General features: G+C 49.3%; 24 protein-coding genes and 1 tRNA gene. 14 read left to right on the forward strand and 11 right to left on the reverse strand.

Annotation, left to right across the window (positions count from 1 at the left end; genetic code table 11):
• Positions 1 to 195: 195 nt before the first annotated feature.
• Positions 196 to 705 (reverse strand): SOS-induced cell division inhibitor SulA, encoded by a 510-nt coding sequence (sulA, locus tag EFER_RS05560; protein ID WP_000288735.1) that lies wholly within the window; start codon positions 703 to 705, stop codon positions 196 to 198.
• A 216-nt stretch (positions 706 to 921) separates the two neighbouring features.
• Between sulA and EFER_RS05565 the strand changes: the two genes are divergently transcribed.
• Entirely contained in the window at positions 922 to 1,551 is a 630-nt protein-coding gene (locus EFER_RS05565) for a TfoX/Sxy family DNA transformation protein (RefSeq protein WP_000793790.1), read from the forward strand.
• On the opposite strand, the gene yccS is transcribed toward EFER_RS05565, so the two are convergent.
• Both yccS and EFER_RS05575 read right to left on the reverse strand, forming a co-directional pair.
• Entirely contained in the window at positions 1,514 to 3,667 is a 2,154-nt protein-coding gene (gene yccS, locus EFER_RS05570) for a YccS family putative transporter (protein ID WP_032243386.1), read from the reverse strand. The two genes, EFER_RS05565 and yccS, sit on opposite strands and share 38 nt — an antisense overlap.
• A gap of 19 nt (positions 3,668 to 3,686) precedes the next feature.
• Positions 3,687 to 4,133 carry a YccF domain-containing protein gene (locus tag EFER_RS05575; protein WP_002431615.1) on the reverse strand — a complete coding sequence of 149 codons (447 nt, stop codon included), beginning with the start codon at positions 4,131 to 4,133 and terminating at the stop codon, positions 3,687 to 3,689.
• Between the two features lie 122 nt (positions 4,134 to 4,255).
• Here EFER_RS05575 and helD point away from each other — a divergent pair, with 122 nt between their 5' ends.
• Positions 4,256 to 6,310: a DNA helicase IV gene (gene helD, locus EFER_RS05580; RefSeq protein WP_000420507.1), complete on the forward strand. Its 2,055-nt coding sequence runs from the start codon at positions 4,256 to 4,258 to the stop codon at positions 6,308 to 6,310.
• 31 nt (positions 6,311 to 6,341) lie between these two features.
• Here the strand turns inward: helD and mgsA are convergent, their stop codons facing one another.
• The gene (mgsA, locus tag EFER_RS05585; RefSeq protein WP_000424177.1) at positions 6,342 to 6,800 is read right to left on the reverse strand and encodes a methylglyoxal synthase; all 459 of its coding nucleotides are present in this window, start codon (positions 6,798 to 6,800) and stop codon (positions 6,342 to 6,344) included.
• Between the two features lie 95 nt (positions 6,801 to 6,895).
• A complete protein-coding gene (locus EFER_RS05590) occupies positions 6,896 to 7,558 on the reverse strand; it encodes a DUF2057 family protein (RefSeq protein WP_000643580.1) in 663 nt (220 codons plus the stop codon).
• A gap of 172 nt (positions 7,559 to 7,730) precedes the next feature.
• Here EFER_RS05590 and EFER_RS05600 point away from each other — a divergent pair, with 172 nt between their 5' ends.
• A complete protein-coding gene (locus EFER_RS05600; RefSeq protein WP_000665266.1) occupies positions 7,731 to 8,144 on the forward strand; it encodes a CoA-binding protein in 414 nt (137 codons plus the stop codon).
• Between the two features lie 46 nt (positions 8,145 to 8,190).
• Here the strand turns inward: EFER_RS05600 and hspQ are convergent, their stop codons facing one another.
• Both hspQ and rlmI read right to left on the reverse strand, forming a co-directional pair.
• Positions 8,191 to 8,508, reverse strand: a complete 318-nt coding sequence (gene hspQ / locus EFER_RS05605; RefSeq protein WP_000561985.1) for a heat shock protein HspQ — start codon at positions 8,506 to 8,508, stop codon at positions 8,191 to 8,193.
• Between the two features lie 57 nt (positions 8,509 to 8,565).
• Positions 8,566 to 9,756: a 23S rRNA (cytosine(1962)-C(5))-methyltransferase RlmI gene (gene rlmI, locus EFER_RS05610; protein ID WP_000116320.1), complete on the reverse strand. Its 1,191-nt coding sequence runs from the start codon at positions 9,754 to 9,756 to the stop codon at positions 8,566 to 8,568.
• Positions 9,757 to 9,850: 94 nt separating this feature from the next.
• Between rlmI and yccX the strand changes: the two genes are divergently transcribed.
• Positions 9,851 to 10,129 (forward strand): acylphosphatase, encoded by a 279-nt coding sequence (gene yccX, locus EFER_RS05615; protein ID WP_000048252.1) that lies wholly within the window; start codon positions 9,851 to 9,853, stop codon positions 10,127 to 10,129.
• Here the strand turns inward: yccX and tusE are convergent.
• Together tusE and yccA are read right to left on the reverse strand one after the other, a co-directional pair.
• The gene (tusE, locus tag EFER_RS05620; protein ID WP_000904443.1) at positions 10,126 to 10,455 is read right to left on the reverse strand and encodes a sulfurtransferase TusE; all 330 of its coding nucleotides are present in this window, start codon (positions 10,453 to 10,455) and stop codon (positions 10,126 to 10,128) included. The genes yccX and tusE overlap by 4 nt on opposite strands.
• 90 nt (positions 10,456 to 10,545) lie before the next feature.
• On the reverse strand, positions 10,546 to 11,205 hold the full coding sequence (gene yccA / locus EFER_RS05625; RefSeq protein WP_000375129.1) for an FtsH protease modulator YccA: 660 nt from the start codon (positions 11,203 to 11,205) through the stop codon (positions 10,546 to 10,548).
• Positions 11,206 to 11,521: 316 nt separating this feature from the next.
• On the opposite strand from yccA, the gene EFER_RS05630 reads away from it, so the two are divergent.
• The 9 genes from EFER_RS05630 to EFER_RS05670 all read left to right on the forward strand — a co-directional run bounded on the left by EFER_RS05630 (position 11,522) and on the right by EFER_RS05670 (position 19,081).
• Positions 11,522 to 11,609 (forward strand) — tRNA-Ser (locus EFER_RS05630).
• 198 nt (positions 11,610 to 11,807) lie between these two features.
• Complete coding sequence (locus tag EFER_RS05635; protein ID WP_000206922.1) at positions 11,808 to 12,548, forward strand: hypothetical protein; 741 nt, start codon at positions 11,808 to 11,810, stop codon at positions 12,546 to 12,548.
• A gap of 309 nt (positions 12,549 to 12,857) precedes the next feature.
• Complete coding sequence (hyaA, locus tag EFER_RS05640) at positions 12,858 to 13,976, forward strand: hydrogenase 1 small subunit (RefSeq protein ID WP_002431613.1); 1,119 nt, start codon at positions 12,858 to 12,860, stop codon at positions 13,974 to 13,976.
• Positions 13,973 to 15,766 (forward strand): Ni/Fe-hydrogenase large subunit, encoded by a 1,794-nt coding sequence (gene hyaB, locus EFER_RS05645; RefSeq protein ID WP_000107363.1) that lies wholly within the window; start codon positions 13,973 to 13,975, stop codon positions 15,764 to 15,766. The genes hyaA and hyaB overlap by 4 nt, the downstream gene beginning before the upstream one ends.
• An 18-nt stretch (positions 15,767 to 15,784) precedes the next feature.
• Positions 15,785 to 16,492 (forward strand): Ni/Fe-hydrogenase b-type cytochrome subunit, encoded by a 708-nt coding sequence (hyaC, locus tag EFER_RS05650; protein WP_001186414.1) that lies wholly within the window; start codon positions 15,785 to 15,787, stop codon positions 16,490 to 16,492.
• Positions 16,489 to 17,076, forward strand: coding sequence for a hydrogenase 1 maturation protease (gene hyaD, locus EFER_RS05655; protein ID WP_000003626.1), 588 nt, complete (start codon positions 16,489 to 16,491; stop codon positions 17,074 to 17,076). Before hyaC ends, hyaD begins: the two co-directional genes overlap by 4 nt.
• The gene (gene hyaE, locus EFER_RS05660; RefSeq protein WP_000063963.1) at positions 17,073 to 17,471 is read left to right on the forward strand and encodes a hydrogenase-1 operon protein HyaE; all 399 of its coding nucleotides are present in this window, start codon (positions 17,073 to 17,075) and stop codon (positions 17,469 to 17,471) included. The genes hyaD and hyaE overlap by 4 nt, the downstream gene beginning before the upstream one ends.
• A complete protein-coding gene (locus tag EFER_RS05665; protein ID WP_000004880.1) occupies positions 17,468 to 18,322 on the forward strand; it encodes a hydrogenase expression/formation protein in 855 nt (284 codons plus the stop codon). The genes hyaE and EFER_RS05665 overlap by 4 nt, the downstream gene beginning before the upstream one ends.
• 93 nt (positions 18,323 to 18,415) lie before the next feature.
• Positions 18,416 to 19,081, forward strand: coding sequence for a YecA/YgfB family protein (locus EFER_RS05670; protein ID WP_001091689.1), 666 nt, complete (start codon positions 18,416 to 18,418; stop codon positions 19,079 to 19,081).
• A 39-nt stretch (positions 19,082 to 19,120) separates the two neighbouring features.
• Here EFER_RS05670 and tyrP read toward each other — a convergent pair whose 3' ends face one another.
• The gene (gene tyrP / locus EFER_RS05675) at positions 19,121 to 20,332 is read right to left on the reverse strand and encodes a tyrosine transporter TyrP (protein ID WP_024256419.1); all 1,212 of its coding nucleotides are present in this window, start codon (positions 20,330 to 20,332) and stop codon (positions 19,121 to 19,123) included.
• A gap of 194 nt (positions 20,333 to 20,526) precedes the next feature.
• On the opposite strand from tyrP, the gene EFER_RS05680 reads away from it, so the two are divergent.
• Positions 20,527 to 20,766 carry a YecH family metal-binding protein gene (locus tag EFER_RS05680; protein ID WP_000094892.1) on the forward strand — a complete coding sequence of 80 codons (240 nt, stop codon included), beginning with the start codon at positions 20,527 to 20,529 and terminating at the stop codon, positions 20,764 to 20,766.
• Between the two features lie 37 nt (positions 20,767 to 20,803).
• Here EFER_RS05680 and ftnA read toward each other — a convergent pair whose 3' ends face one another.
• Complete coding sequence (ftnA, locus tag EFER_RS05685) at positions 20,804 to 21,301, reverse strand: non-heme ferritin (protein WP_000909918.1); 498 nt, start codon at positions 21,299 to 21,301, stop codon at positions 20,804 to 20,806.
• Positions 21,302 to 21,423 lie beyond the last annotated feature (122 nt).

A 21,423-nucleotide genomic window follows, 5' to 3' on the forward strand; every position in this document is an offset into this window, starting at 1 on the left:
ACTTACAAGTGTGAACTCTGTCAGGCATATGAAAAAAAAAGGCTTGTGTACACAATATTTAACATTTTAGATGTCAAAGGCAACTATGGTTGAAGGCAGAAACCGCTTCCGACAGGCGTTCACACGGGAAATATGTTGCTCATCAACATAGAGAGAGCAAATGAAAAAAGATTCCAGGATTAATCCTAATTTTACTTAATGATACAAATTAGAATGAATTTTTAACCCGGAAAGTTGTCTCGTGGCATGTGTCCGGGCACTGACTGGACGCATAATAAACCCCATCGCATTCCCTTCATTAGCTGCATTAACCAGTTCCGCATGTTCTTCTTCGGTTAATTCTTCGGCAAGCCAGCCGATAACCACACTGTAATTCCCGGTACGTAAAGCGCGAATCATTGATTCAACAGTATGGCACGGAGAAAGCTGATTGATTTGCATAACTTTGCTCAAGGGTAATCCAGAAGCCTGGACCCATTCACGGCTTAGTTTTTGCTGGGGTGTTAACCATAGCTGCCAGCGTGATTGCTGACCGAGTTGTTGCAGGAGCGGTAAAAGCAGTAATTGCGTCATCATAGGCTGATCTTCACGATAGACCACTTCACTGATAAGTCCTGCTGTAGTGTTTGTCGTGGCGACACGCGCAGTATTATTTACCGCAGTGGAAAACGAAGAAGAACGATTTGCATATCCTGAAGTGTACATAATCAATCCAGCCCTGTGAGTCACTGTATGAATATACAGTACATCTGGAGAGGGTAAAGATCAACCTTATTTTCGGAAAGCGCCTCGCATTTTTTATCAATAGTTAGCATAAAAATTAAAATCATCTTGCCCCGTGATAATAAGTTGCCTATTTTCGTAATTAACGGATCCGTTAGCGCAAATCATTTACTTACATTATGATTTAAAAGGATTTTTATGAAAAATCTATCCTATGATCGGATCTATAAATCACAAGAATATTTAGCATCCCTGGGCAGGGTGAACTATCGGTCTCTGTTTGGGAGTTACAGCTTAACTATCAGCGATACCGTGTTTGCGATGGTGGCTGATGGTGAGTTATATCTGCGCGCCTGTGAACAAAGCGTCCAGTATTGCGTCAAACATACCCCCCGCTGGTTAACGTTTATGAAAAAAGGGCGGTTGGTCATGCTGAACTATTACCGGGTAGATGAAAGTTTGTGGCAGGACCAGCAGCAATTAATTCGCCTGTCGCGTTATTCGCTGGATGCAGCTCTTAAAGAGAAGAAGAGCCTTGGCAGGAAGTATCGCTTAAGAGATCTGCCTAACATTACTTATCATCTTGAGTCGTTGCTCAATGAGGCGGGTATTAAAGATGTCAGCACGTTGCGTATTTTGGGGGCAAAAATGTGCTGGTTAAGGTTAAAGCAGATGAATCAGCACATTACCGTGAAAATACTCTATTTGCTGGAAGGCGCGGTGCAGGATATTCATGAAGCAGCGCTCCCGGTGGTCCGTCGCCAGGAGCTTGCTGTATGGGTGGAGTCTCTTACGCCAGATCTGGCGTTGCTGGCGTCATTTGATTAATCTTGCGCTGCAAACGACCAATTTCCGGCAACATCGCAATAAGTAAACCAATTTGTTGAACTACCAGAGGCTCTTTACTGTCCTGGTGTGGGTCAAGTTGGGAAATGCGTTGCTTAAGATCTTCCAGCGCCTGATTCACACGGATATCGTCAGCAGGTTGATGATGAAGCGCATCATCAACGTAGCACACGGCATCATCCAGAAACGCCAGCACATCAGGGTTCGTTAATTTTTCCCGATGTGCGCCTAATGCAGAAATGTAGCTGGTAAATGTATGGTTGAGGCAGAGTAACCGGAATGCTGCCTCACGAATTTGCGGCGTTACATCAGGCTCGCTGGACATATTAGAAACCACGGACGCCAGTTCTGCATCGCGATTATGAGCATCTCTACGGGCTACACGATATGCCAGTCGGTTATCTCTCCCCTGATGATATTGCTCGAGGATCGCATCCAGATAACGGCAGTTTGCATCTGTAGCGCGCTCAAGAACACGCGGGAGATTGCGAAACCGCCAGTCTGGCCAAATGAAACTTACCGCAGCCCAGGCAATTGCACAGCCAATAAGCGTATCGATTACACGTGGCAGGGCCACTTCAAACCCTTCACCCAGCAAGTTAAAGCACAACAGTACCAGCAAGGTAATAAACATGGTCGCATGGGCATACTGCACATTGCGAAAAGCAAAAAACAGGACGCCAGTGATCACCAGTAATACAAGTTGCCCTTCCAGTGACGGTACAAACCATAAAATGGGCAAACCAATCGCTACACCAACCAGCGTACCGATAATTCTCAACGTTAACCGATGTCGTGTAGCGTTATAGTTTGGCTGGCAAACAAACAAACTGGTCAGCAGGATCCAGTATCCATGGTTCATACCGGTGATCTGGATGATGCCATAGCCAACACAAAGGACCAGCGACATACGGATAGCATGGCGAAAAAGTGCTGATTCTGGTGAAAAATTACGACGCAGCCGTAACCAGATATCACTCAGCCCATGAGGACTGTCGTCTGCCAATTGGCTTTCGGTGCTGTTGTCTGGTAGCGCAAGGGCTTGCTCCGATTCAATCGTGGCCAGTTGAGCATCAATCGCCCGTAAATTTGACAGCAAAAAGCCCAACGCTTTTAGTTGCTCTTCAGAAGCGCCATCGGCACGAACACGCTCCAGAGCTGCATCTATATGAGTAAATGCGCGCTCAAAATGGGAATCATGTTGGTAAGGCGTTCGTAGCAAAATACAACGCGACAATTTCATGCAAGCCTGACCCTGCATCGACATCAAACGCTGGAAACGGAACATCACATCGCTATGGCGAAAGTAGTCCCGTAACGCCTGATATTGCACGTGTGAGGAGCTGGCCCGCTCGTGAATATCCTGCGCAACAAAATAATAGTGAAGCGTTCGACGTGTACCTCGCTGCCCGCGATCTCCGCGTAAGCGCGTCAGTAATGATTGTTTTGTCTGGTTCAGCGTCGCCATCAACTGCCCATTCGCCAGTGCGAGATCATAGAGCGGGGCCTGGCTTTCATCTTCAATATCAGGATCGAAAAGGCGCGATTTAAGTTCAAGATAGTGCGCCAGTTGCTCATAACAACGCGCAAGGTTGTCCTGTAAAGGGCGTATAGGAAATAACAAATGACCGATCAGTGTCAGCAAGTTGTACCAAATTGCACCAGCCAGTAATAACAGTGGTTGCTGATACCATTGGTCATACAGCGACGTTCCCAGCATCGTGTAGATTGCAATCAGCAGGGCACCGAAGGCGATAGTGGCATAACGCTGCCCTAATGCACCCAGCAGAATAAATCCGCTGGTGGAGAATGTTAAACCAATAGCAAACAACCACGGCCAGGGAAACAGCAACTCAACAGATGCTGAAGCGATAAAAAAGCAGATAAGCGTAATAATTAAATTACGCAGGCGACCGGCCAGACGATCATCAAGGTCGGTCAGTGCAGCGGCGACCATGCCAAGCGTCAACGGGATCGTCAGCTTAACCTCACCCAGCCACCAGGGCAGGGCGGTGGTGCCGCACAATGCGATGAAAATCCGTACGTAATACAGCCAGTTGCTGTTCCAGGTATAACGTTTGAGCAGGGGGCTTAACATATCGGCCAGCAAATCCTGATTATTCGAAGCGACGACGGGCATTGGCTTCGCGCGCAGCACGAGCCGTCTCTACCGACACCACGCGACGGCCAACAGGCCAGAGTGCAATGGCGGCAATTTTGAAATTCGCGATACCAACAGGAATACCAATAATGGTTAAACATTGTGCAATTCCGGAGGCAATATGCATCAGGCAAAGCCACCAGCCGAAAAAGATCAGCCAGAAGATGTTTAATAAAGTTCCACCAGTATTCAGTAAGACGTTTTTGCCCTGCGGGTTGAGTTCATCTACATGAATCGCCTCGTTGCCATAGGGGATAAATGAAAGCTTTGTGATCTCCCAGCAGGAACGAGTCAGCGGTAATGTAAAAATAAGGATAATGCTGACAAAAGTTGCCAGTAACCATGCCAGGGTAGTTGCAAAGCCACCCAGTACAAAATTTAAAATATTCAGAACAGTACGCATAAACCCTCGTTTAACTCTGGTTTTCTCTGCCAGGCGCAATTGTAACGTTTTTTTGGGCTGGAGCACGTTTTCTCTGGCGGTTAAACTGATATGAAAATCTCATCATGTGGATCAACTGAGTCATGGAACTGAAAGCGACTTCTCTTGGAAAACGTCTGGCGCAGCACCCTTATGATCGGGCGGTCATTCTTAATGCAGGGGTTAAAGTCTCTGGCGATCGCCATGAGTACCTCATTCCATTTAATCATTTACTGGCAATTAACTGTAAGCGCGGTCTGGTGTGGGGCGAGCTGGAGTTTGTGTTGCCTGATGAGAAAGTTGTCCGTTTGCATGGTACGGAGTGGGCAGAAACACAACGCTTCTATCATCACCTTAATGCTCACTGGCAGCAATGGAGCGACGAAATGAGTCAAATTGCCGCCACGGTACTGCAAGAGCAATTAGCGCTGATTACCCAGCAAACCGGGGAAAATAAATGGCTGACGCGAGATAAAACCCAGGGGATTCAGCAACAAATTCGTCAGGCATTTTCCGCACTGCCGTTGCCCGTCAGCCGACTGGAAAGCTTTGATAATTGCCGCGATCCATTAAATCAGTGTATGGCATGGCTGAAAGATATCGAAGGAAGCCGTCGACAACATAATCAGCGATATACCGAGGCGATGATAAAAGAGAATGCTGAGTTTTTTCAGCAGATAGAGTCCTCCCCGCTGAATCCCGCTCAGACACGGGCAGTTGTCAACGGTGAACACTCTCTGCTGGTGTTGGCGGGGGCCGGTAGTGGAAAAACATCTGTTCTGGTGGCCCGTGCCGGATGGTTGCTGGCCCGAGGCGAAGCCGCGGCTGAACAAATTTTATTGCTGGCATTTGGTCGCAAAGCTGCCGAAGAAATGGATGAACGAATTCGTCAGCGTTTGCATACTGAGGACATAACGGCACGTACTTTTCACTCCCTTGCTCTTTATATTATTCAGCAGGGCAGTAAAAAATTACCCACGGTCAGCAAACTGGAAAATGACACTCAGGCCAGGCACGAGCTCTTTATTAAGGAATGGCGTAAACAGTGCAGCGAGAAAAAAGCGCAGGCGAAAGGCTGGCGGCTATGGCTGGAAGACGAGTTGCAGTGGGATGTGCCGGAAGGGAATTTCTGGGACGATACAAAACTGCAACGCCGCCTTGCTTCCCGACTTGATCGTTGGGTCAGTTTAATGCGAATGCACGGCGGCGCACAGGCGGAGATGATCGCTGGGGCACCAGAGGATATTCGCGATTTATTCAGTAAACGTATCAAGCTGCTGGCTCCATTGTTAAAAGCCTGGAAAAGCGCGTTAAAAGCAGAAAATGCAGTGGATTTCTCTGGTCTGATTCATCAGGCGATTGTGATTCTGGAAAAAGGGCGGTTTATCAGTCCGTGGAAGCACATTCTGGTGGATGAGTTTCAGGATATCTCGCCGCAGAGAGCCGCACTTCTGGCAGCCCTGCGCAAGCAAAACAGTCAAACCTCACTATTTGCTGTGGGTGACGACTGGCAGGCAATCTACCGTTTCAGTGGTGCACAACTTTCGCTGACTACCGCATTCCATCAAACATTTGGTGAGGGAGATCGTTGTGATCTGGATACCACCTACCGTTTTAATAGTCGTATCGGCGAAGTCGCTAATCGGTTTATTCAGCAGAATCCGCATCAACTTAAAAAACCGCTTAATAGCCTGATGAGCGGTGATAAAAAATCGGTGACCTTGCTTGAGGAAGGACAACTGGATGCACTGTTAGATAAACTTTCCGGTTATGCCAAACCTGAAGAACGTATCCTCGTACTGGCGAGATATCATCACCTTAAACCAGCGAGTCTCGAAAAAGCACAAACTCGCTGGCCGAAGTTGCAAATCGATTTTATGACCATCCACGCTAGTAAAGGCCAGCAGGCTGACTATGTCATTATTGTCGGATTGCACGAAGGGAATGATGGTTTCCCGGCCCCGGCGCGTGAATCAATCATTGAAGAGGCGTTACTTCCTCCTGTTGAAGACTTTGCTGATGCAGAGGAACGGCGTTTGTTATATGTAGCGCTTACGCGTGCGCGCCAGCGTGTCTGGGCTTTATTTAATAAAGCCTCACCGTCATCGTTTGTGCAAAGTTTAAAAGATCTGGATGTGCCGATTGCCAGAAAACCATGAATAAGCAGGCGGTGGTGACCGCCTGCACATTTTATTTCAGGCGTTCTGCGAGATAACGCTGATAATCAGGGATGAGAATATCCACCGGATCATTAAAGTGAGGCGACTGAATAATAAAATCTGCTGTAGCGACATTGGTGGCGACCGGAATATTCCACACTGTTGCCAGACGCAAAAGCGCTTTGACATCCGGGTCGTGCGGTACGGCGTTGAGGGGATCCCAGAAGAAAATCAGGACATCTATTTTTCCTTCCGAAATCAGCGCGCCCACTTGCTGGTCTCCACCCATCGGGCCGCTTAGCATGGCGTTCACTTCAAGGCCTGTGGCTCGTTGAATCAGGTTACCCGTAGTACCAGTGGCATACAGGACATGTTTTTCCAGCAAAGGCTGATGACGTTCCACCCAGTTCATCAACATCTGTTTGCAATGATCATGAGCAACCAGCGCAATATGTTTACGCGCGGGCAATGTGCGGGTCGTAAGTTCCATAATTCACATCCGTAGTTAGCTTTGCTACAGATTACTGCAAGGGCTTCATGCTGCAAGAGAAAGACAAAAAAAGCCTGGGCGAAGGCACAAAATTTTCAGGAAGATGGTTGTTTTTCAGCCCATTGCAGAAAGTTGTTACGTGTTTGCGGGTCCGCTTGTTTAAACCAATATTTTAAACGTTGCTCAGTCAGGACTTGTGATTGTGGTGGTATAGCATCCAGTTCCGAAACACCAGAAAGCAATGTACTGTCATCTGCCATCATCGTAGCGAACTGCGGAAGCGAAGCGCGTTTAGCTGATTTGTTATAGCGCTCTACTTCCCCTTCATAATCAATAGGTTTAGCTACTGAAGTAATCGCCAGAATATCCAGTTTTACCGGTATGGGCATTGCATCGCCGTCAAGCAGTTCCAGACGCGGTGCGGCATCAAAATGCGCAGTTTCCTGCTCATTGAGCAGTGAGGGTAGGCGAAAATTAACCTGGCTTATTAGCTGAGTATTAAAACTGGCGACCAGAGGTGGTGAGATGTAGAGGCGTTCTCCGTGACCGGGCATCTGAATTGTTTTTTCGACACGAAATACCAACTGATGTGGACCATTTTCGAGTTCAATACTGTCCGCACCGCGCAAGAGAGAGCTGGAGACCTTTTTGCCATCCAGTACCAGCAGATCGACTTCACTGCTCAGACGTAACGTGGTGGCAGAAACGGATATCGGTAAGCAGAGCGCAATGAGGAGAGTGAGAGTTCCGGCTTTCATAGTTTACTCCTGTCCAATAAGCGCCCAATGAAGAATGTATCAAAATTTTTCGGTAATCATACTTACTAACATATAGACATATTTTCCGATTTTGCTCTCATACGTCTGTATGGGGTGAATGGTTGGGATCTCGGGTTTGTCGTACACTTTACGAAACCGACTGGAGGAAATGATGAAAGAGACCCATATTGCAGAGATTTTGACCTCTACCCGAACCATTGCGCTGGTGGGGGCCAGTGATAAACCTGACCGTCCAAGTTATCGCGTCATGAAATACCTGCTCGACCAGGGCTACCATGTCATTCCGGTTTCACCAAAAGTGGCCGGAAAAACGCTTCTGGGGCAGCAAGGGTATGGCACGCTTGCGGAGATCCCAGAGAAAGTCGATATGGTGGATGTCTTCCGTAATTCAGAGGCCGCATGGGGAGTGGCGCAGGAAGCTGTCGCTATTGGGGCGAAAACATTATGGTTACAACTGGGCGTGATTAACGAGCAGGCTGCAGTGTTGGCGCGAGAAGCGGGAATGAATGTCGTGATGGACCGTTGCCCGGCAATTGAAATCCCAAGACTGGGACTGGCGAAATAAAAAGAAGCCCGGAAGGTGATTTTTCCTTCCGGGCTTCTCAAAGGGGCTAGTTGCGCAAGCGAGGCGCCTGAAGTTGTTTACGAATAGTCCGTGCGAGTTCATCCATTGACGGTTGCTCCGGATGTTCTTCTCGCATTTCGCTGCTTAGCTGCGCTTCAGCAAGATAAGTATGAATCGGTAAACCATTGTCATCTTCCATCACCACGTGGTACCACGGAGCAGCGCGGAGTTCGTCGTTCACCGCCAGCTCATCAGGCGACGGTTCGGCGAGCGAATAAACCGGGTCGATATCAACGACCACTCCGAGATAACCTAACAGGGAATGGCGAACCTGCTGACCGATACCGAATTTGCTGGCAATCATAGTCACCTCCCGGGAAATCTTTACCCTTGAACTATGGGCAGAATTTCACTTTTCAAGTTACATGACGCGACAGGCAAACCCTTTCAGATACAGCCCTTCCGGGTAGGTTGCGATCACCGGGTGATCGGCGGCCTGACGGAACTGCTCTATAAATTGTACATCACGACCAGCATCAATTGCGGCATCAGCGATGATTTTCTGAAATAAATCGCTGGTCATCAAACCAGAGCAGGAAAACGTCAATAACACACCGCCTTCATTCAGCAACTGGATTGCCAGCATGTTGATGTCTTTATAGCCACGACACGCGCCCATCAACTGGCTTTTATTCTCAACAAACTTCGGCGGGTCCATCACGATAACGTCAAATTTTTCACCGCGATCGCGATAGGTACGCAGCAATTTAAAGACATCATCACGGACAAACTCAGCCTTACTCAGATCCAGTTTGTTCAGCTCAACGTTCTGCCGTGCAATATCCAGCGCTTCTTGTGAGGTATCAACACTGACAACCTGGTTACAGCCGCCCATCAGCGCGGACACCGCGAAACCACCAGTATAAGAGAAACAGTTCAGCACACGTTTATTTTCAACGTAGCGGCGGGTAGCCAGGCGGCTGTCACGCTGGTCCAGGTAGTAGCCCGTTTTGTGTCCGTGCTGAATATCCACCAGCAGTTTCATGCCATGCTCTTCAATCGGCAACAGGGCAGGCGGCAGCTCGCCGGTAACGGGGCCCTGGGTCAGTTCCATCCCTTCTTTTTTACGTACCGCAACGTCACTGCGATCATAAATCGCACATTCCGGGTACAGCGTTTGCAGGGCGCTAATTAATGCCGCGCGCTGATATTCCGCGCCTGCGCTTAGCAGTTGCAACACCAGAAAATTGCCGAAGCGATCGATAGTAATACCCGGCAGGCCATCGGATTCGCCAGCGATTAAACGATAGCTGTCGAGGCCATCTTTTTGCGCCAGCCAGTCACGCCATTTTTGTGCTTGTTGTAAACGGCGGGTAAAAAAGGCAATGTCGATAGATTCAGACGGGTCAAATGTCCAGACGCGCGCGCGGATTTGCGAAGCTGGCGAATAAGCGCCGCGTGCTAACCATTTTCCCTGATGATCAACAATATCGATGGTTTCACCGAGGCTGGCTTTACCTTCCATGCGGGCAACGGCCCCGGAAAAGACCCACGGATGGCGACGAAGTAATGATTTTTCGCGCCCTTTGGCTAACACTAAACGTACACTCATAATTAACTATTCTATCGATGCAAAGAAATGGGCGCCATTGTCCGGAGTTTTCCATGGATTTGCAACGCGTCCATTAAGGATAAGGAGAGCAGTCATGTCGAAAGTCTGCATAATTGCCTGGGTTTACGGCCGGGTTCAGGGCGTAGGGTTTCGCTATACCACCCAGTACGAAGCGAAAAGGCTGGGATTAACCGGTTACGCCAAAAATCTTGACGATGGTAGTGTGGAAGTGGTTGCCTGCGGTGAAGAAGGGCAGGTGGAAAAATTAATGCAGTGGTTGAAGAGTGGCGGCCCGCGTTCTGCGCGTGTGGAACGGGTGCTCAGCGAGCCGCATCATCCCTCGGGGGAATTAACGGATTTTCGTATCCGTTAAATACATTTTACCGGTTTAGGCAGGCCAGCAATTTTGGTGGCTTGCTTCGCCGGACCTTTCGGGAACAGTCGGTATAAATAGCGGCTGTTACCTTTTTCTTCACCAAACTTATTCGCCATCGCTTTTACCAGCATACGAATTGCCGGAGAAGTATTGAATTCCAGATAGAAATCACGCACAAAACGCACCACTTCCCAGTGTTCTGGCGACAGCGTAATCCCTTCGTTCTCTGCAATCACCACCGCCAGCGGCTCACTCCACTGGCTGCTTTCTTTGAGATAGCCTTCGGTATCCGTTTCTATCTCTTTACCTTCGAAGATCAGCATAATTATTACTACCTTAATCAAACTGGCGGCAGTGTAACAAAAAACAAAGCCCCGCATAAAGCGAGGCTATGAAAGTGTTAGCGGATGAGATTAATCGCGGCTGGCGAAGCCCAGAATGCTCAGCAGGCTGACGAAGATGTTGTACAGCGAAACATACAGGCTAACCGTGGCACGAATGTAGTTCGTTTCACCGCCATGAATGATGTTGCTGGTTTCAAACAGTATCGCGCCGGAGGAGATCAGAATAAACACCGCGCTGATCGCCAGATGCAGAGCAGGCAGTTGCAGGAAGATATTAGCAACCATACCAATCAGCACCACCACAATACCCGCCATCAGCATACCGCCGAGGAAGGACATATCTTTGCGGGTGGTCAGCACATACGCAGAACAGCAGAAGAACACTAACGCCGTTCCGCCCAGTGCCATAGCGATTACGTCACCCATTCCAGCAGACAGATAAGTATTCAGAATTGGTCCGAGGATATAACCCAGAAAACCGGTAAAGGCGAATGCGGAGATAATCCCGCTCGGCTTATTCGCCGTTTTATAGGTCAGGAACATCAAACCATACATACCCACCAGCGTCAGAATCAAGCCCGGAGACGGCAGCATCAGCACCGTACTGGCAGTTGCGGTAATCGCAGAAAAGGCCAGCGTCAGGCTTAGCAGAAAATAGGTATTACGCAGCACCTTATGGGTGCTGAGCAACGATGTACGGTCATGTGAAGAACTAACAATACGATCCATTGAGTCACTCTCTATGACAGGTGTAATTAATAACGCAGCATAATGATATAGCTGAAAGCTACCCAGAGGTTTTACCCTTCTTTACGCATGTGATCCGGAACATGTTTTACGTCTTTACAGAGTGTTCAGGCTAACAGCAGGCAGTCGGGTAAAGGTTGATGCAAAAAAAGGAGCGATAGAAGCAGGTGAATTGTCGGTTTTCTGCTCGTTTAGCTTAAAATTGAATCCATTAAACATTAATTGGTTGTTTTTCAGGCAAGCAAACAAATTAGGGGTTTACACGAGACATCGGGATGTTTATAGTGCGCGTCATTCCGGAAGTGTGGCCGAGCGGTTGAAGGCACCGGTCTTGAAAACCGGCGACCCGAAAGGGTTCCAGAGTTCGAATCTCTGCGCTTCCGCCAGATAAAAGAAGGGGTTAGCTAAATGCTAACCCCTTTTCTTTTTTTGATTTAGTTAAGCGCTCCGGTCAGACTACCTGTTCTGATCTCTTAAACCCTGATTTTTCTTTCTTCTCTATAATTGAGCGATTTTTGATATTTTTTCCTTTCACTTAGGTTAATGATATATCCTACCCGTCATTGACAATGGAAGCCGGAAAGATGACAACAGGAATAAATAATACACATCAACCCTCAGCCGAAGATTTTAATAACTTTTCCGAAAGTGTGATTTTATATATAAAAAACAAACGTGATGAGATAATTAAGGACGAAAGGCCAGTTTTGAAATTTTTGGAATCTTGCTGGCAGAGTGATACACAACAATTCAGAAATAACGAATATGTTATTAATATCACCCAGAATATTTCTTTGTTGCTTAGTCAGGGAAATAACAGTAATTCACAAAAAATAAATATTGATAAACCGGAGTTGGTGAATAGCTTTCGACAGGCCATCATTGACACTATCAATTGGCGTATTCTGAACACATGGTATGAATGGGCAAAGGACAGAACTTTGGATGAGAAAAGGTCTGAAGCCCTTGCCAGAGTAACAAGATGTCTGAACCATAGTGATACTCGACTGGATTTGAGTCATCTGTGTCTGACGACCATTCCTGATGATTTACCTGCCAGTATTACGTATTTAAAACTTCATGGTAACAGACTGGAGCATTTACCTTCGCGCTTACCTTTCGGATTAGTCAATTTATATCTCAATGATAATAATTTAAAAGATATGCCAGATAATTTACCCGTTACACTCAAGTTACTTAATATTAGTCATAATCCGTTGAAAATCACGTCAGAACAAAGCAGACAGTATCAATCCCTCCTCAAGATATTTAGTTTCCAACCTGAACAGATCAGAGAAGAAGAAACCGTTGAATATTATTTCTAATCCTGATTAACACCCCTTGAGATTTATTTGACAGGGGTGACGCTTGCCAATGTTATCGTTAGTGCAATGGAGATTACGGTCCTAAATATAGCGTAAATGGATAAACCCATACTAACTATATTGTTTTGTGTCGCTGATGGACTACGCTTTTGATCATTACTTTCTGGCGACGTGCGCCAGTGCAGAAGGATGAGCTTTCGTTTTCAGCATCTCACGTGAAGCGATGGTTTGCCTTGCTACAGGGACGTCGCTTGCCGACCATAAGCGCCCGGTGTCCTGCCGGTGTCGCAAGGAGAAGAGACGTGCGATATGAATAACGAGGAAACATTTTACCAGGCCATGCGGCGTCAGGGCGTTACCCGGCGCAGCTTTCTCAAATATTGCAGTCTGGCTGCCACCTCGCTGGGATTAGGCGCGGGAATGGCTCCGAAGATTGCCTGGGCGCTGGAGAATAAACCGCGCATTCCTGTGGTGTGGATCCACGGTCTTGAATGCACCTGCTGTACCGAATCTTTTATCCGCTCCGCTCACCCACTGGCGAAGGACGTCATTCTTTCTCTTATTTCCCTCGATTACGACGATACCTTGATGGCTGCTGCCGGAACCCAGGCGGAAGAAGTCTTTGAAGACATCATCACGCAATACAATGGCAAATATATCCTCGCAGTAGAAGGTAATCCACCGCTGGGCGAGCAGGGGATGTTCTGTATCAGCAGTGGTCGACCGTTTATTGAAAAACTCAAACGCGCCGCCGCCGGAGCCAGTGCGATTATCGCCTGGGGAACCTGCGCTTCCTGGGGTTGCGTGCAGGCCGCGCGGCCCAATCCAACGCAGGCCACACCAATCGACAAAGTGATCACCGACAAACCGATCATTAAAGTGCCGGGCTGCCCGCCGATCCCGGATGTGATGAGCGCCATCATTACCTACATGGTGACCTTTGATCGCTTGCCGGATGTCGACAGAATGGGGCGTCCGCTGATGTTCTATGGTCAGCGTATTCACGATAAATGCTATCGCCGCGCTCACTTCGACGCCGGAGAGTTCGTCCAGAGTTGGGATGACGACGCCGCGCGCAAAGGTTACTGCCTGTACAAAATGGGTTGCAAAGGGCCAACCACCTATAACGCCTGCTCTTCCACACGCTGGAATGATGGCGTTTCTTTCCCGATCCAGTCTGGTCACGGCTGCCTGGGCTGTTCTGAGAATGGCTTCTGGGATCGCGGTTCGTTCTACAGCCGCGTGGTCGATATTCCGCAAATGGGTACTCATTCCACCGCCGACACCGTCGGTTTAACCGCGCTTGGCGTGGTGGCAGCGGCTGTTGGTGTGCACGCAGTCGCCAGCGCCGTTGACCAGCGCAGACGTCATAACCAGCAACCTACAGAAACCGAACACCAGCCGGGCAACGAGGATAAACAGGCATGAGCACTCAGTACGAAACTCAGGGATACACCATCAACAATGCCGGACGCCGCCTGGTGGTCGACCCGATTACGCGCATTGAAGGCCACATGCGCTGCGAAGTGAATATTAACGATCAAAATGTGATCACCAATGCCGTTTCTTGCGGCACCATGTTTCGCGGGCTGGAGATCATCCTGCAAGGCCGCGATCCACGCGATGCGTGGGCGTTCGTTGAACGTATCTGCGGCGTCTGTACTGGCGTACACGCCCTGGCTTCGGTTTACGCCATCGAAGATGCCATCGGTATTAAAGTGCCGGACAACGCCAATATCATCCGCAATATTATGCTGGCAACGCTGTGGTGCCACGATCATCTGGTGCACTTCTATCAGCTTGCCGGGATGGACTGGATTGATGTGTTAGATGCGCTGAAAGCCGACCCGCGGAAAACCTCCGAACTGGCGCAAAGCCTCTCCTCATGGCCGAAATCATCCCCTGGTTATTTCTTCGATGTGCAAAACCGACTGAAGAAATTCGTTGAAGGCGGGCAGTTGGGGATCTTCCGTAACGGTTACTGGGGGCACCCGCAGTATAAACTGCCGCCAGAAGCCAACCTGATGGGCTTTGCTCACTATCTCGAAGCTCTCGATTTCCAGCGTGAAATTGTCAAAATCCACGCGGTCTTTGGTGGTAAAAACCCACATCCAAACTGGATTGTTGGCGGGATGCCGTGCGCTATCAACATTGACGAAAGTGGTGCGGTCGGGGCGGTCAATATGGAGCGCCTGAATCTGGTGCAGTCGATCATTTCCCGCACGGCGGATTTCATTAATAACGTGATGATCCCTGACGCTTTAGCCATCGGTCAGTTTAACAAACCGTGGAGCGAAATCGGCACCGGTCTTTCTGATAAATGTGTCCTCAGTTACGGCGCTTTCCCGGATATTGCCAACGACTTTGGCGAGAAAAGTCTACTAATGCCTGGCGGCGCGGTGATCAACGGCGACTTCAAAAATGTGCTGCCAGTGGATTTAGTCGATCCGCAACAGGTGCAGGAATTTGTCGATCACGCCTGGTATCGTTATCCCAATGATCAGGTCGGTCGTCATCCATTCGATGGCATTACCGACCCGTGGTACAACCCCGGCGATGTCAAAGGCAGCGACACCAACATTCAGCAACTGAATGAACAGGAACGCTACTCGTGGATCAAAGCGCCACGCTGGCGCGGTAACGCGATGGAAGTGGGGCCGCTGGCACGCACATTGATCGCTTATCACAAAGGCGATGCTGCGACCGTTGAGTCGGTCGATCGCATGATGTCGGCGTTGAACCTGCCACTTTCCGGCATCCAGTCAACGTTGGGCCGCATTTTGTGCCGCGCGCACGAAGCGCAGTGGGCTGCAGGTAAGTTGCAGTATTTCTTCGACAAGCTGATGACCAACCTGAAAAACGGCAATCTTGCCACCGCCTCCACGGAAAAATGGGAACCAGCAACCTGGCCAACAGAGTGCCGTGGTGTCGGTTTTACCGAAGCGCCGCGTGGAGCGCTAGGCCACTGGGCCGCCATTCGCGATGGCAAGATTGATCTCTACCAGTGTGTGGTGCCGACCACCTGGAACGCCAGCCCGCGCGATCCCAAAGGGCAAATTGGCGCTTATGAAGCCGCGCTAATGAACACCAAAATGGCGATCCCCGAGCAACCGCTGGAGATCCTGCGTACTCTGCACAGCTTTGACCCGTGCCTCGCCTGTTCAACACACGTGCTGGGCGACGACGGTAGCGAGCTGATCTCCGTGCAGGTGCGTTAACAGCGAAGGAGAATCATCATGCAACAGAAAAGCGACAACGTTGTCAGTCACTATGTCTTTGAAGCGCCCGTGCGGATCTGGCACTGGCTGACGGTGTTATGCATGGCGGTGTTGATGGTCACCGGTTACTTTATCGGCAAGCCGCTGCCTTCCGTCAGCGGTGAGGCGACGTATCTGTTCTATATGGGATACATCAGGTTAATTCACTTCAGTGCCGGGATGATTTTTACCGTGGTTTTGCTGATGCGGATCTACTGGGCTTTTGTTGGCAATCGTTACTCCCGCGAGCTGTTTATTGTGCCGGTATGGCGTAAAAGCTGGTGGCAGGGCGTGTGGTATGAAATCCGCTGGTATCTGTTTCTGGCAAAACGTCCGAGTGCCGATATAGGCCATAACCCCATCGCCCAGGCGGCGATGTTCGGCTATTTCCTGATGTCGGTCTTTATGATCATCACCGGCTTTGCGCTGTACAGCGAACACAGCCAGTACGCTATTTTTGCGCCGTTCCGTTATGTGGTGGAATTTTTCTACTGGACGGGGGGCAACTCAATGGACATTCACAGCTGGCATCGGCTGGGGATGTGGCTGATTGGCGCGTTTGTGATCGGTCATGTCTACATGGCGCTGCGTGAAGACATCATGTCCGACGACACGGTGATCTCCACCATGGTTAACGGCTACCGTAGCCACAAATTTGGCAAAATGAGTAACAAGGAGCGTTCATGAGTGAGCAACGCGTGGTGGTCATGGGACTGGGCAATCTGCTGTGGGCCGATGAAGGCTTCGGCGTGCGGGTGGCGGAACGGTTGTATGCCCATTACCACTGGCCCGATGAAGTCGAGATTGTTGATGGCGGCACTCAGGGACTGAACTTGCTGGGGTATGTCGAAAGCGCCAGCCACTTGCTGATTCTCGACGCCATTGATTACGGGCTGGAACCCGGAGCGCTACGAACGTATGCCGGAGAACGCATTCCGGCCTATCTCAGCGCGAAGAAAATGAGCCTGCACCAGAACAGTTTCTCCGAAGTACTGGCGCTGGCAGATATCCGCGGAAATCTGCCAGCACATATTGCCCTCGTCGGCCTGCAACCCGCGATGCTCGACGACTACGGCGGTAGCCTGAGCGAACTGGCTCGGGAGCAACTGCCCGCCGCGGAACAGGCGGCGCTGGTACAACTGGCTGTGTGGGGAATTGTGCCGCAACCGGCTAATGAATCGCGCTGTCTCAATTATGACTGTCTGTCGATGGAAAACTACGAAGGCGTTCGCTTGCGCCAGTACCGGATGACGCTGGAGGAGCAGGAATGAGCAACGACACGCCATTTGATGCGTTGTGGCAACGTATGCTGGCGCGCGGCTGGACGCCGATCAGTGAATCCCGTCTTGACGACTGGCTTACGCAAGCGCCAGACGGTGTGGTGTTATTAAGCAGTGACCCGAAACGCACGCCAGAGGTTAGCGATAATCCGGTAATGATTGGCGAATTACTGCGCGAGTTTCCTGATTATACATGGCAGGTAGCGATTGCCGACCTTGAGCAAAGCGAAGCCATCGGCGATCGCTTTGGCGTATTTCGTTTTCCCGCCACACTGGTGTTTACCGGTGGTAGCTATCGCGGCGTGCTGAATGGTATTCACCCGTGGGCGGAACTGATAAACCTGATGCGCGGGCTTGTCGAACCGCAACAGGAGCGTGCCTCATGAGCGAAACTTTTTTCCATCTACTGGGACCCGGAACGCAGCCTGATGATGACAGTTTTAGCATGAATCCACTGCCGATTACCTGTCAGGTGAATGATGAACCGAGTATGGCGGCCCTGGAGCAATGTGCTCATAGCCCGCAGGTGATTGCGCTATTAAACGAGTTACAACATCAACTAAGCGAACGCCAGCCGCCGCTGGGTGAGGTGCTGGCAGTCGATCTGTTCAATCTCAACGCCGACGATCGTCACTTTATCAATACGCTTCTCGGGGAAGGGGAAGTGTCAGTGCGCATTCAGCAGGTTGATGGTAGTGAAAGTGAAATTCAGGAGGCGATCTTCTGCGGATTATGGCGGGTACGCAGACGTCGCGGTGAACAGTTGCTGGAGGACAAACTGGAGGCAGGCTGCGCGCCGCTGGCGTTGTGGCAGGCGGCAACGCAAAACGTCTTGCCGACAGACTCGTTGCTACCGCCGCCCATCGATGGCCTGATGAATGGCCTACCGCTGGCGCATGAATTACTGGCACATGTACGTAACCCCGACGCGCAGCCGCACAGCATTAATCTGACGCAATTACCCATCAGCGAGGCTGATCGGCTTTTTCTCTCACGTCTCTGTGGGTCGGGAAATATTCAGATTCGCACCATTGGCTATGGCGAGAGCTATATCAACGCCACGGGGTTACGCCATGTCTGGCATTTACGCTGCACGGACACCTTAAAAGGCCCATTACTTGAAAGTTATGAAATCTGTCCAATACCGGAAGTGGTACTGGCGGCACCAGAAGATTTGGCGGATTCCGCGCAGCGCCTGGCAGAAGTAAGCCAGTGGTTACAGGAGTGTGTCGGTTAGATTTATACGCGGCTTACTTTTTGGTAAGTAGGCGATATCACGTCTGGCATGTAAGATAGACCCAGCGATTTATTTTCACTGAGGACAAGCGCGATGAATACAGGACCGTTAAACGAAAGCGAACTGGAGTGGCTGGACGATGTACTCACCAAGTACAACACTGAACACGCTATTCTGGATGTTTCTGAACTGGATGGATTACTGACGGCGGTGCTGAGTTCTCCGTATGAGATTGAACCAGAGCAGTGGATGATTGCCATCTGGGGTGGGGCGCAGTATGTGCCGAAGTGGGCATCGGAAAAAGAGATGAATCGCTTTATGCAGCTCGTATTTCAGCATTTTGCTGATACTGCGGAGCGTCTGAATGATTATCCCGATCAGTTTGATCCGCTCTTTAGTTTGCGCGATATCGACGGCCAGGAATTAACTATCGTTGAAGAGTGGTGTTTTGGTTATATGCGCGGTGTTTCACTCAGTGACTGGTCGGCACTTCCTGAGTCGTTAAAACCTGCGCTGGATGCGATTGGACTGCATGGCAGAGAAGAGAATTTCTCGGTAGTTGAAAAACTGACACCAGAAGCATTTGAAGAGAGTGTTGACGCCATACGCATGGCGGCGCTGGATTTACATGCATACTGGATGGCACACCCACAGGAAAAAGCTGTACAAGCACCAATACGAGTCGAAAATAAAGTCGGACGTAATGATCCTTGTCCGTGTGGTAGCGGCAAGAAATTTAAACAGTGCTGCTTGCATTAATCATTAAAGGCCCGAAAGCACGACTCTCGGGCCTTGTTTTTATCCCACCTCGGGTAGCAATCCTGCTGCAATCATAAACTGAATGCCGATCACCGCGACGCCGCAAATAAATACAATTACCAGCATAGGTGTTCCACCCGCCACTCGCCACGTAGTTTCCGGGAAGCGCTTACGGCTTTGCCAGGCTAACAAAGAAGGAATTAACAGGGCCAGAACAGCCAATGCCACACCTGCATATCCTAACGCCATGACAAAACCACGCGGATAGAAGAGGGCAAAAGCCAGCGGGGGTAAAAAAGTGATGACCCCGGTTTGCAGTCGACCACTGGCGTTGTTTCTCCGTTGGAACAGATCTGCCAGATAATCAAAAAGCCCCAGCGATACCCCCAAAAATGAAGTCGCCAATGCTAAATCAGCAAACAGATGTACAGCCAGTTCCACATGTGGCGAGGCCACAACTTCACGTAGCGCCTGTAATAATCCGTTCAGCCCGGCATGATTAGCTAACAAGCCTAAAAAAGTACTGGAATTAATACTGCCGAGTGTCGCCAGTTGCAAGAATATATAGGCAATAAGAGGAATCGCACTGCCGGTAATAAACACCCAGCGTAGCTTCCGAATATTCCCTTCCATATAGCTGACAATACTTGGCACGCTGCCGTGAAAGCCAAACGAGGTGAAAATAACCGGAATAGCAGATAAAGCCAGTCCTTGTTCAACCGGTAAAGTTAGTAGATTAATCTGGTGAATATGCGGCATCAGTAGCGCCAGCATAACCACAAGAAAAATAATTTTTGCAGTGAAGAGAAAACGGTTGAACAGGTCCACTAACGACGTGCCCACGCACACTACTCCACCGGCAACAAAGGTGAACAGCAGCACGCCAGCTGCCGGAGAGATTTCACGGCCTGTCCAGTCTGTAATACTGGAAGCTAACAACTCCCCCGCACCACTAATATAGGCTGCGGTCAGGGCGTACATTAAAAACATCATACTGAAGCCAGTCACCCATTGACCGTAGCGTCCCAGATAGCGCTTCGCCAGACTACCAAGCCCGGTATCTGCCGGAACGTGTTGATAAACTTCCAGCAATAACAATGCGGTGTAACACATTAATGCCCACAGTCCGATCAACAATACCAGTGTCACGCTAAAGCCAACACCGGCAGCGGCAAGGGGCATTGCCAGCATACCCGCGCCAATTGTGGTTCCTGCCACGATAAAAACACTTCCCAGAGTTCTGTTTTTCACGCTTTCTTCTGTCCTGGAACAATTCATTAGAGACTTCTGCGGCGCAGAGTACGGTATCCGCTTAATTTCGTCAAATCACCGTTACATGCTCTGTATAAAAATGTTTACAATGAAAAGCAAAAAATGCTGTTTTAGCGCAAAGCAGAGTAAAGAACGTCATGGCAGGCTACGGCCTTTTGGTGTGGAGGTATGTGATGAGTTCCATTCACGGGCATGAAGTATTGAACATGATGATTGAATCTGGTGAGCAGTACAGCGAAGCGAGCCTGGAAGCGGCTATTAAGGCAAAATTCGGTGAGCAGGCACGGTTTCACACCTGTTCTGCATCAGAAATGACAGCGGCTGAATTAGTGGCGTTTCTGGCTGCGAAAGGGAAGTTCATTCCCCTGGTTGATGGTTTTACAACGGATGAAAGTAAGATTTGCCGCCATTAATTAAATTACGGTGAGGAAGTTCCTCACCGTAAATGGGTTAATTTTGCACATCAAGCGTAGAGAGTTCTTTATCGATAAAATAAAGACCTTCACCGCTTTTACCTGCCAGTGATAATTTATCAATAACAGATTTAAATAATTTCTCTTCTTCGTGCTGCTCAGCGACATACCATTGCAGGAAATTAAATGTCGGATAATCCTGATTGGTCATAGCCGCATGTGCAAGTTCATTAATTTTCTGAGTGATTAACTGCTCATGCTTATAGGTTTCCTGGAATAAATGATCCAGTGATTCATATTCGGCAAACGGCGACGGCACTGGGGAAATACGTGGTAAATTCCCCGTGTCGGTCAGATAATCGAACAGACGCTGCATGTGCGTCATCTCTTCCTGAGCATGGCGGCGCAGGAAGGCAGCGGCACCTTCAAAAGTATGATAACTACACCAGGCACTCATTTGTTGATACAGCAGAGAAGAATAGAGTTCCAGATTCATCTGCTCATTCAGTTTGTCGATCATTTCTGCTTTTAGCATGGTTCCACTCCACGAACACATTATTATCGAAGTGCCGCCACTATAATTTGTTATTTAATTATTTGCAAAAGGTAAAATATCGGTAAATATATTAATAATACAAATGGGAATTAAACGCATTA

The organism is Escherichia fergusonii ATCC 35469 (assembly GCF_000026225.1).
GTDB lineage: Bacteria > Pseudomonadota > Gammaproteobacteria > Enterobacterales > Enterobacteriaceae > Escherichia > Escherichia fergusonii.

Bases quoted from the DNA above. Each gene is read 5' to 3' on its own strand.
- sulA (WP_000288735.1), bottom strand. From the start codon at position 705: ATGTACACTTCAGGATATGCAAATCGTTCTTCTTCGTTTTCCACTGCG.
- EFER_RS05565 (WP_000793790.1), top strand. From the start codon at position 922: ATGAAAAATCTATCCTATGATCGGATCTATAAATCACAAGAATATTTA.
- yccS (WP_032243386.1), bottom strand. From the start codon at position 3,667: ATGTTAAGCCCCCTGCTCAAACGTTATACCTGGAACAGCAACTGGCTG.
- EFER_RS05575 (WP_002431615.1), bottom strand. From the start codon at position 4,133: ATGCGTACTGTTCTGAATATTTTAAATTTTGTACTGGGTGGCTTTGCA.
- helD (WP_000420507.1), top strand. From the start codon at position 4,256: ATGGAACTGAAAGCGACTTCTCTTGGAAAACGTCTGGCGCAGCACCCT.
- mgsA (WP_000424177.1), bottom strand. From the start codon at position 6,800: ATGGAACTTACGACCCGCACATTGCCCGCGCGTAAACATATTGCGCTG.
- EFER_RS05590 (WP_000643580.1), bottom strand. From the start codon at position 7,558: ATGAAAGCCGGAACTCTCACTCTCCTCATTGCGCTCTGCTTACCGATA.
- EFER_RS05600 (WP_000665266.1), top strand. From the start codon at position 7,731: ATGAAAGAGACCCATATTGCAGAGATTTTGACCTCTACCCGAACCATT.
- hspQ (WP_000561985.1), bottom strand. From the start codon at position 8,508: ATGATTGCCAGCAAATTCGGTATCGGTCAGCAGGTTCGCCATTCCCTG.
- rlmI (WP_000116320.1), bottom strand. From the start codon at position 9,756: ATGAGTGTACGTTTAGTGTTAGCCAAAGGGCGCGAAAAATCATTACTT.
- yccX (WP_000048252.1), top strand. From the start codon at position 9,851: ATGTCGAAAGTCTGCATAATTGCCTGGGTTTACGGCCGGGTTCAGGGC.
- tusE (WP_000904443.1), bottom strand. From the start codon at position 10,455: ATGCTGATCTTCGAAGGTAAAGAGATAGAAACGGATACCGAAGGCTAT.
- yccA (WP_000375129.1), bottom strand. From the start codon at position 11,205: ATGGATCGTATTGTTAGTTCTTCACATGACCGTACATCGTTGCTCAGC.
- EFER_RS05635 (WP_000206922.1), top strand. From the start codon at position 11,808: ATGACAACAGGAATAAATAATACACATCAACCCTCAGCCGAAGATTTT.
- hyaA (WP_002431613.1), top strand. From the start codon at position 12,858: ATGAATAACGAGGAAACATTTTACCAGGCCATGCGGCGTCAGGGCGTT.
- hyaB (WP_000107363.1), top strand. From the start codon at position 13,973: ATGAGCACTCAGTACGAAACTCAGGGATACACCATCAACAATGCCGGA.
- hyaC (WP_001186414.1), top strand. From the start codon at position 15,785: ATGCAACAGAAAAGCGACAACGTTGTCAGTCACTATGTCTTTGAAGCG.
- hyaD (WP_000003626.1), top strand. From the start codon at position 16,489: ATGAGTGAGCAACGCGTGGTGGTCATGGGACTGGGCAATCTGCTGTGG.
- hyaE (WP_000063963.1), top strand. From the start codon at position 17,073: ATGAGCAACGACACGCCATTTGATGCGTTGTGGCAACGTATGCTGGCG.
- EFER_RS05665 (WP_000004880.1), top strand. From the start codon at position 17,468: ATGAGCGAAACTTTTTTCCATCTACTGGGACCCGGAACGCAGCCTGAT.
- EFER_RS05670 (WP_001091689.1), top strand. From the start codon at position 18,416: ATGAATACAGGACCGTTAAACGAAAGCGAACTGGAGTGGCTGGACGAT.
- EFER_RS05680 (WP_000094892.1), top strand. From the start codon at position 20,527: ATGAGTTCCATTCACGGGCATGAAGTATTGAACATGATGATTGAATCT.
- ftnA (WP_000909918.1), bottom strand. From the start codon at position 21,301: ATGCTAAAAGCAGAAATGATCGACAAACTGAATGAGCAGATGAATCTG.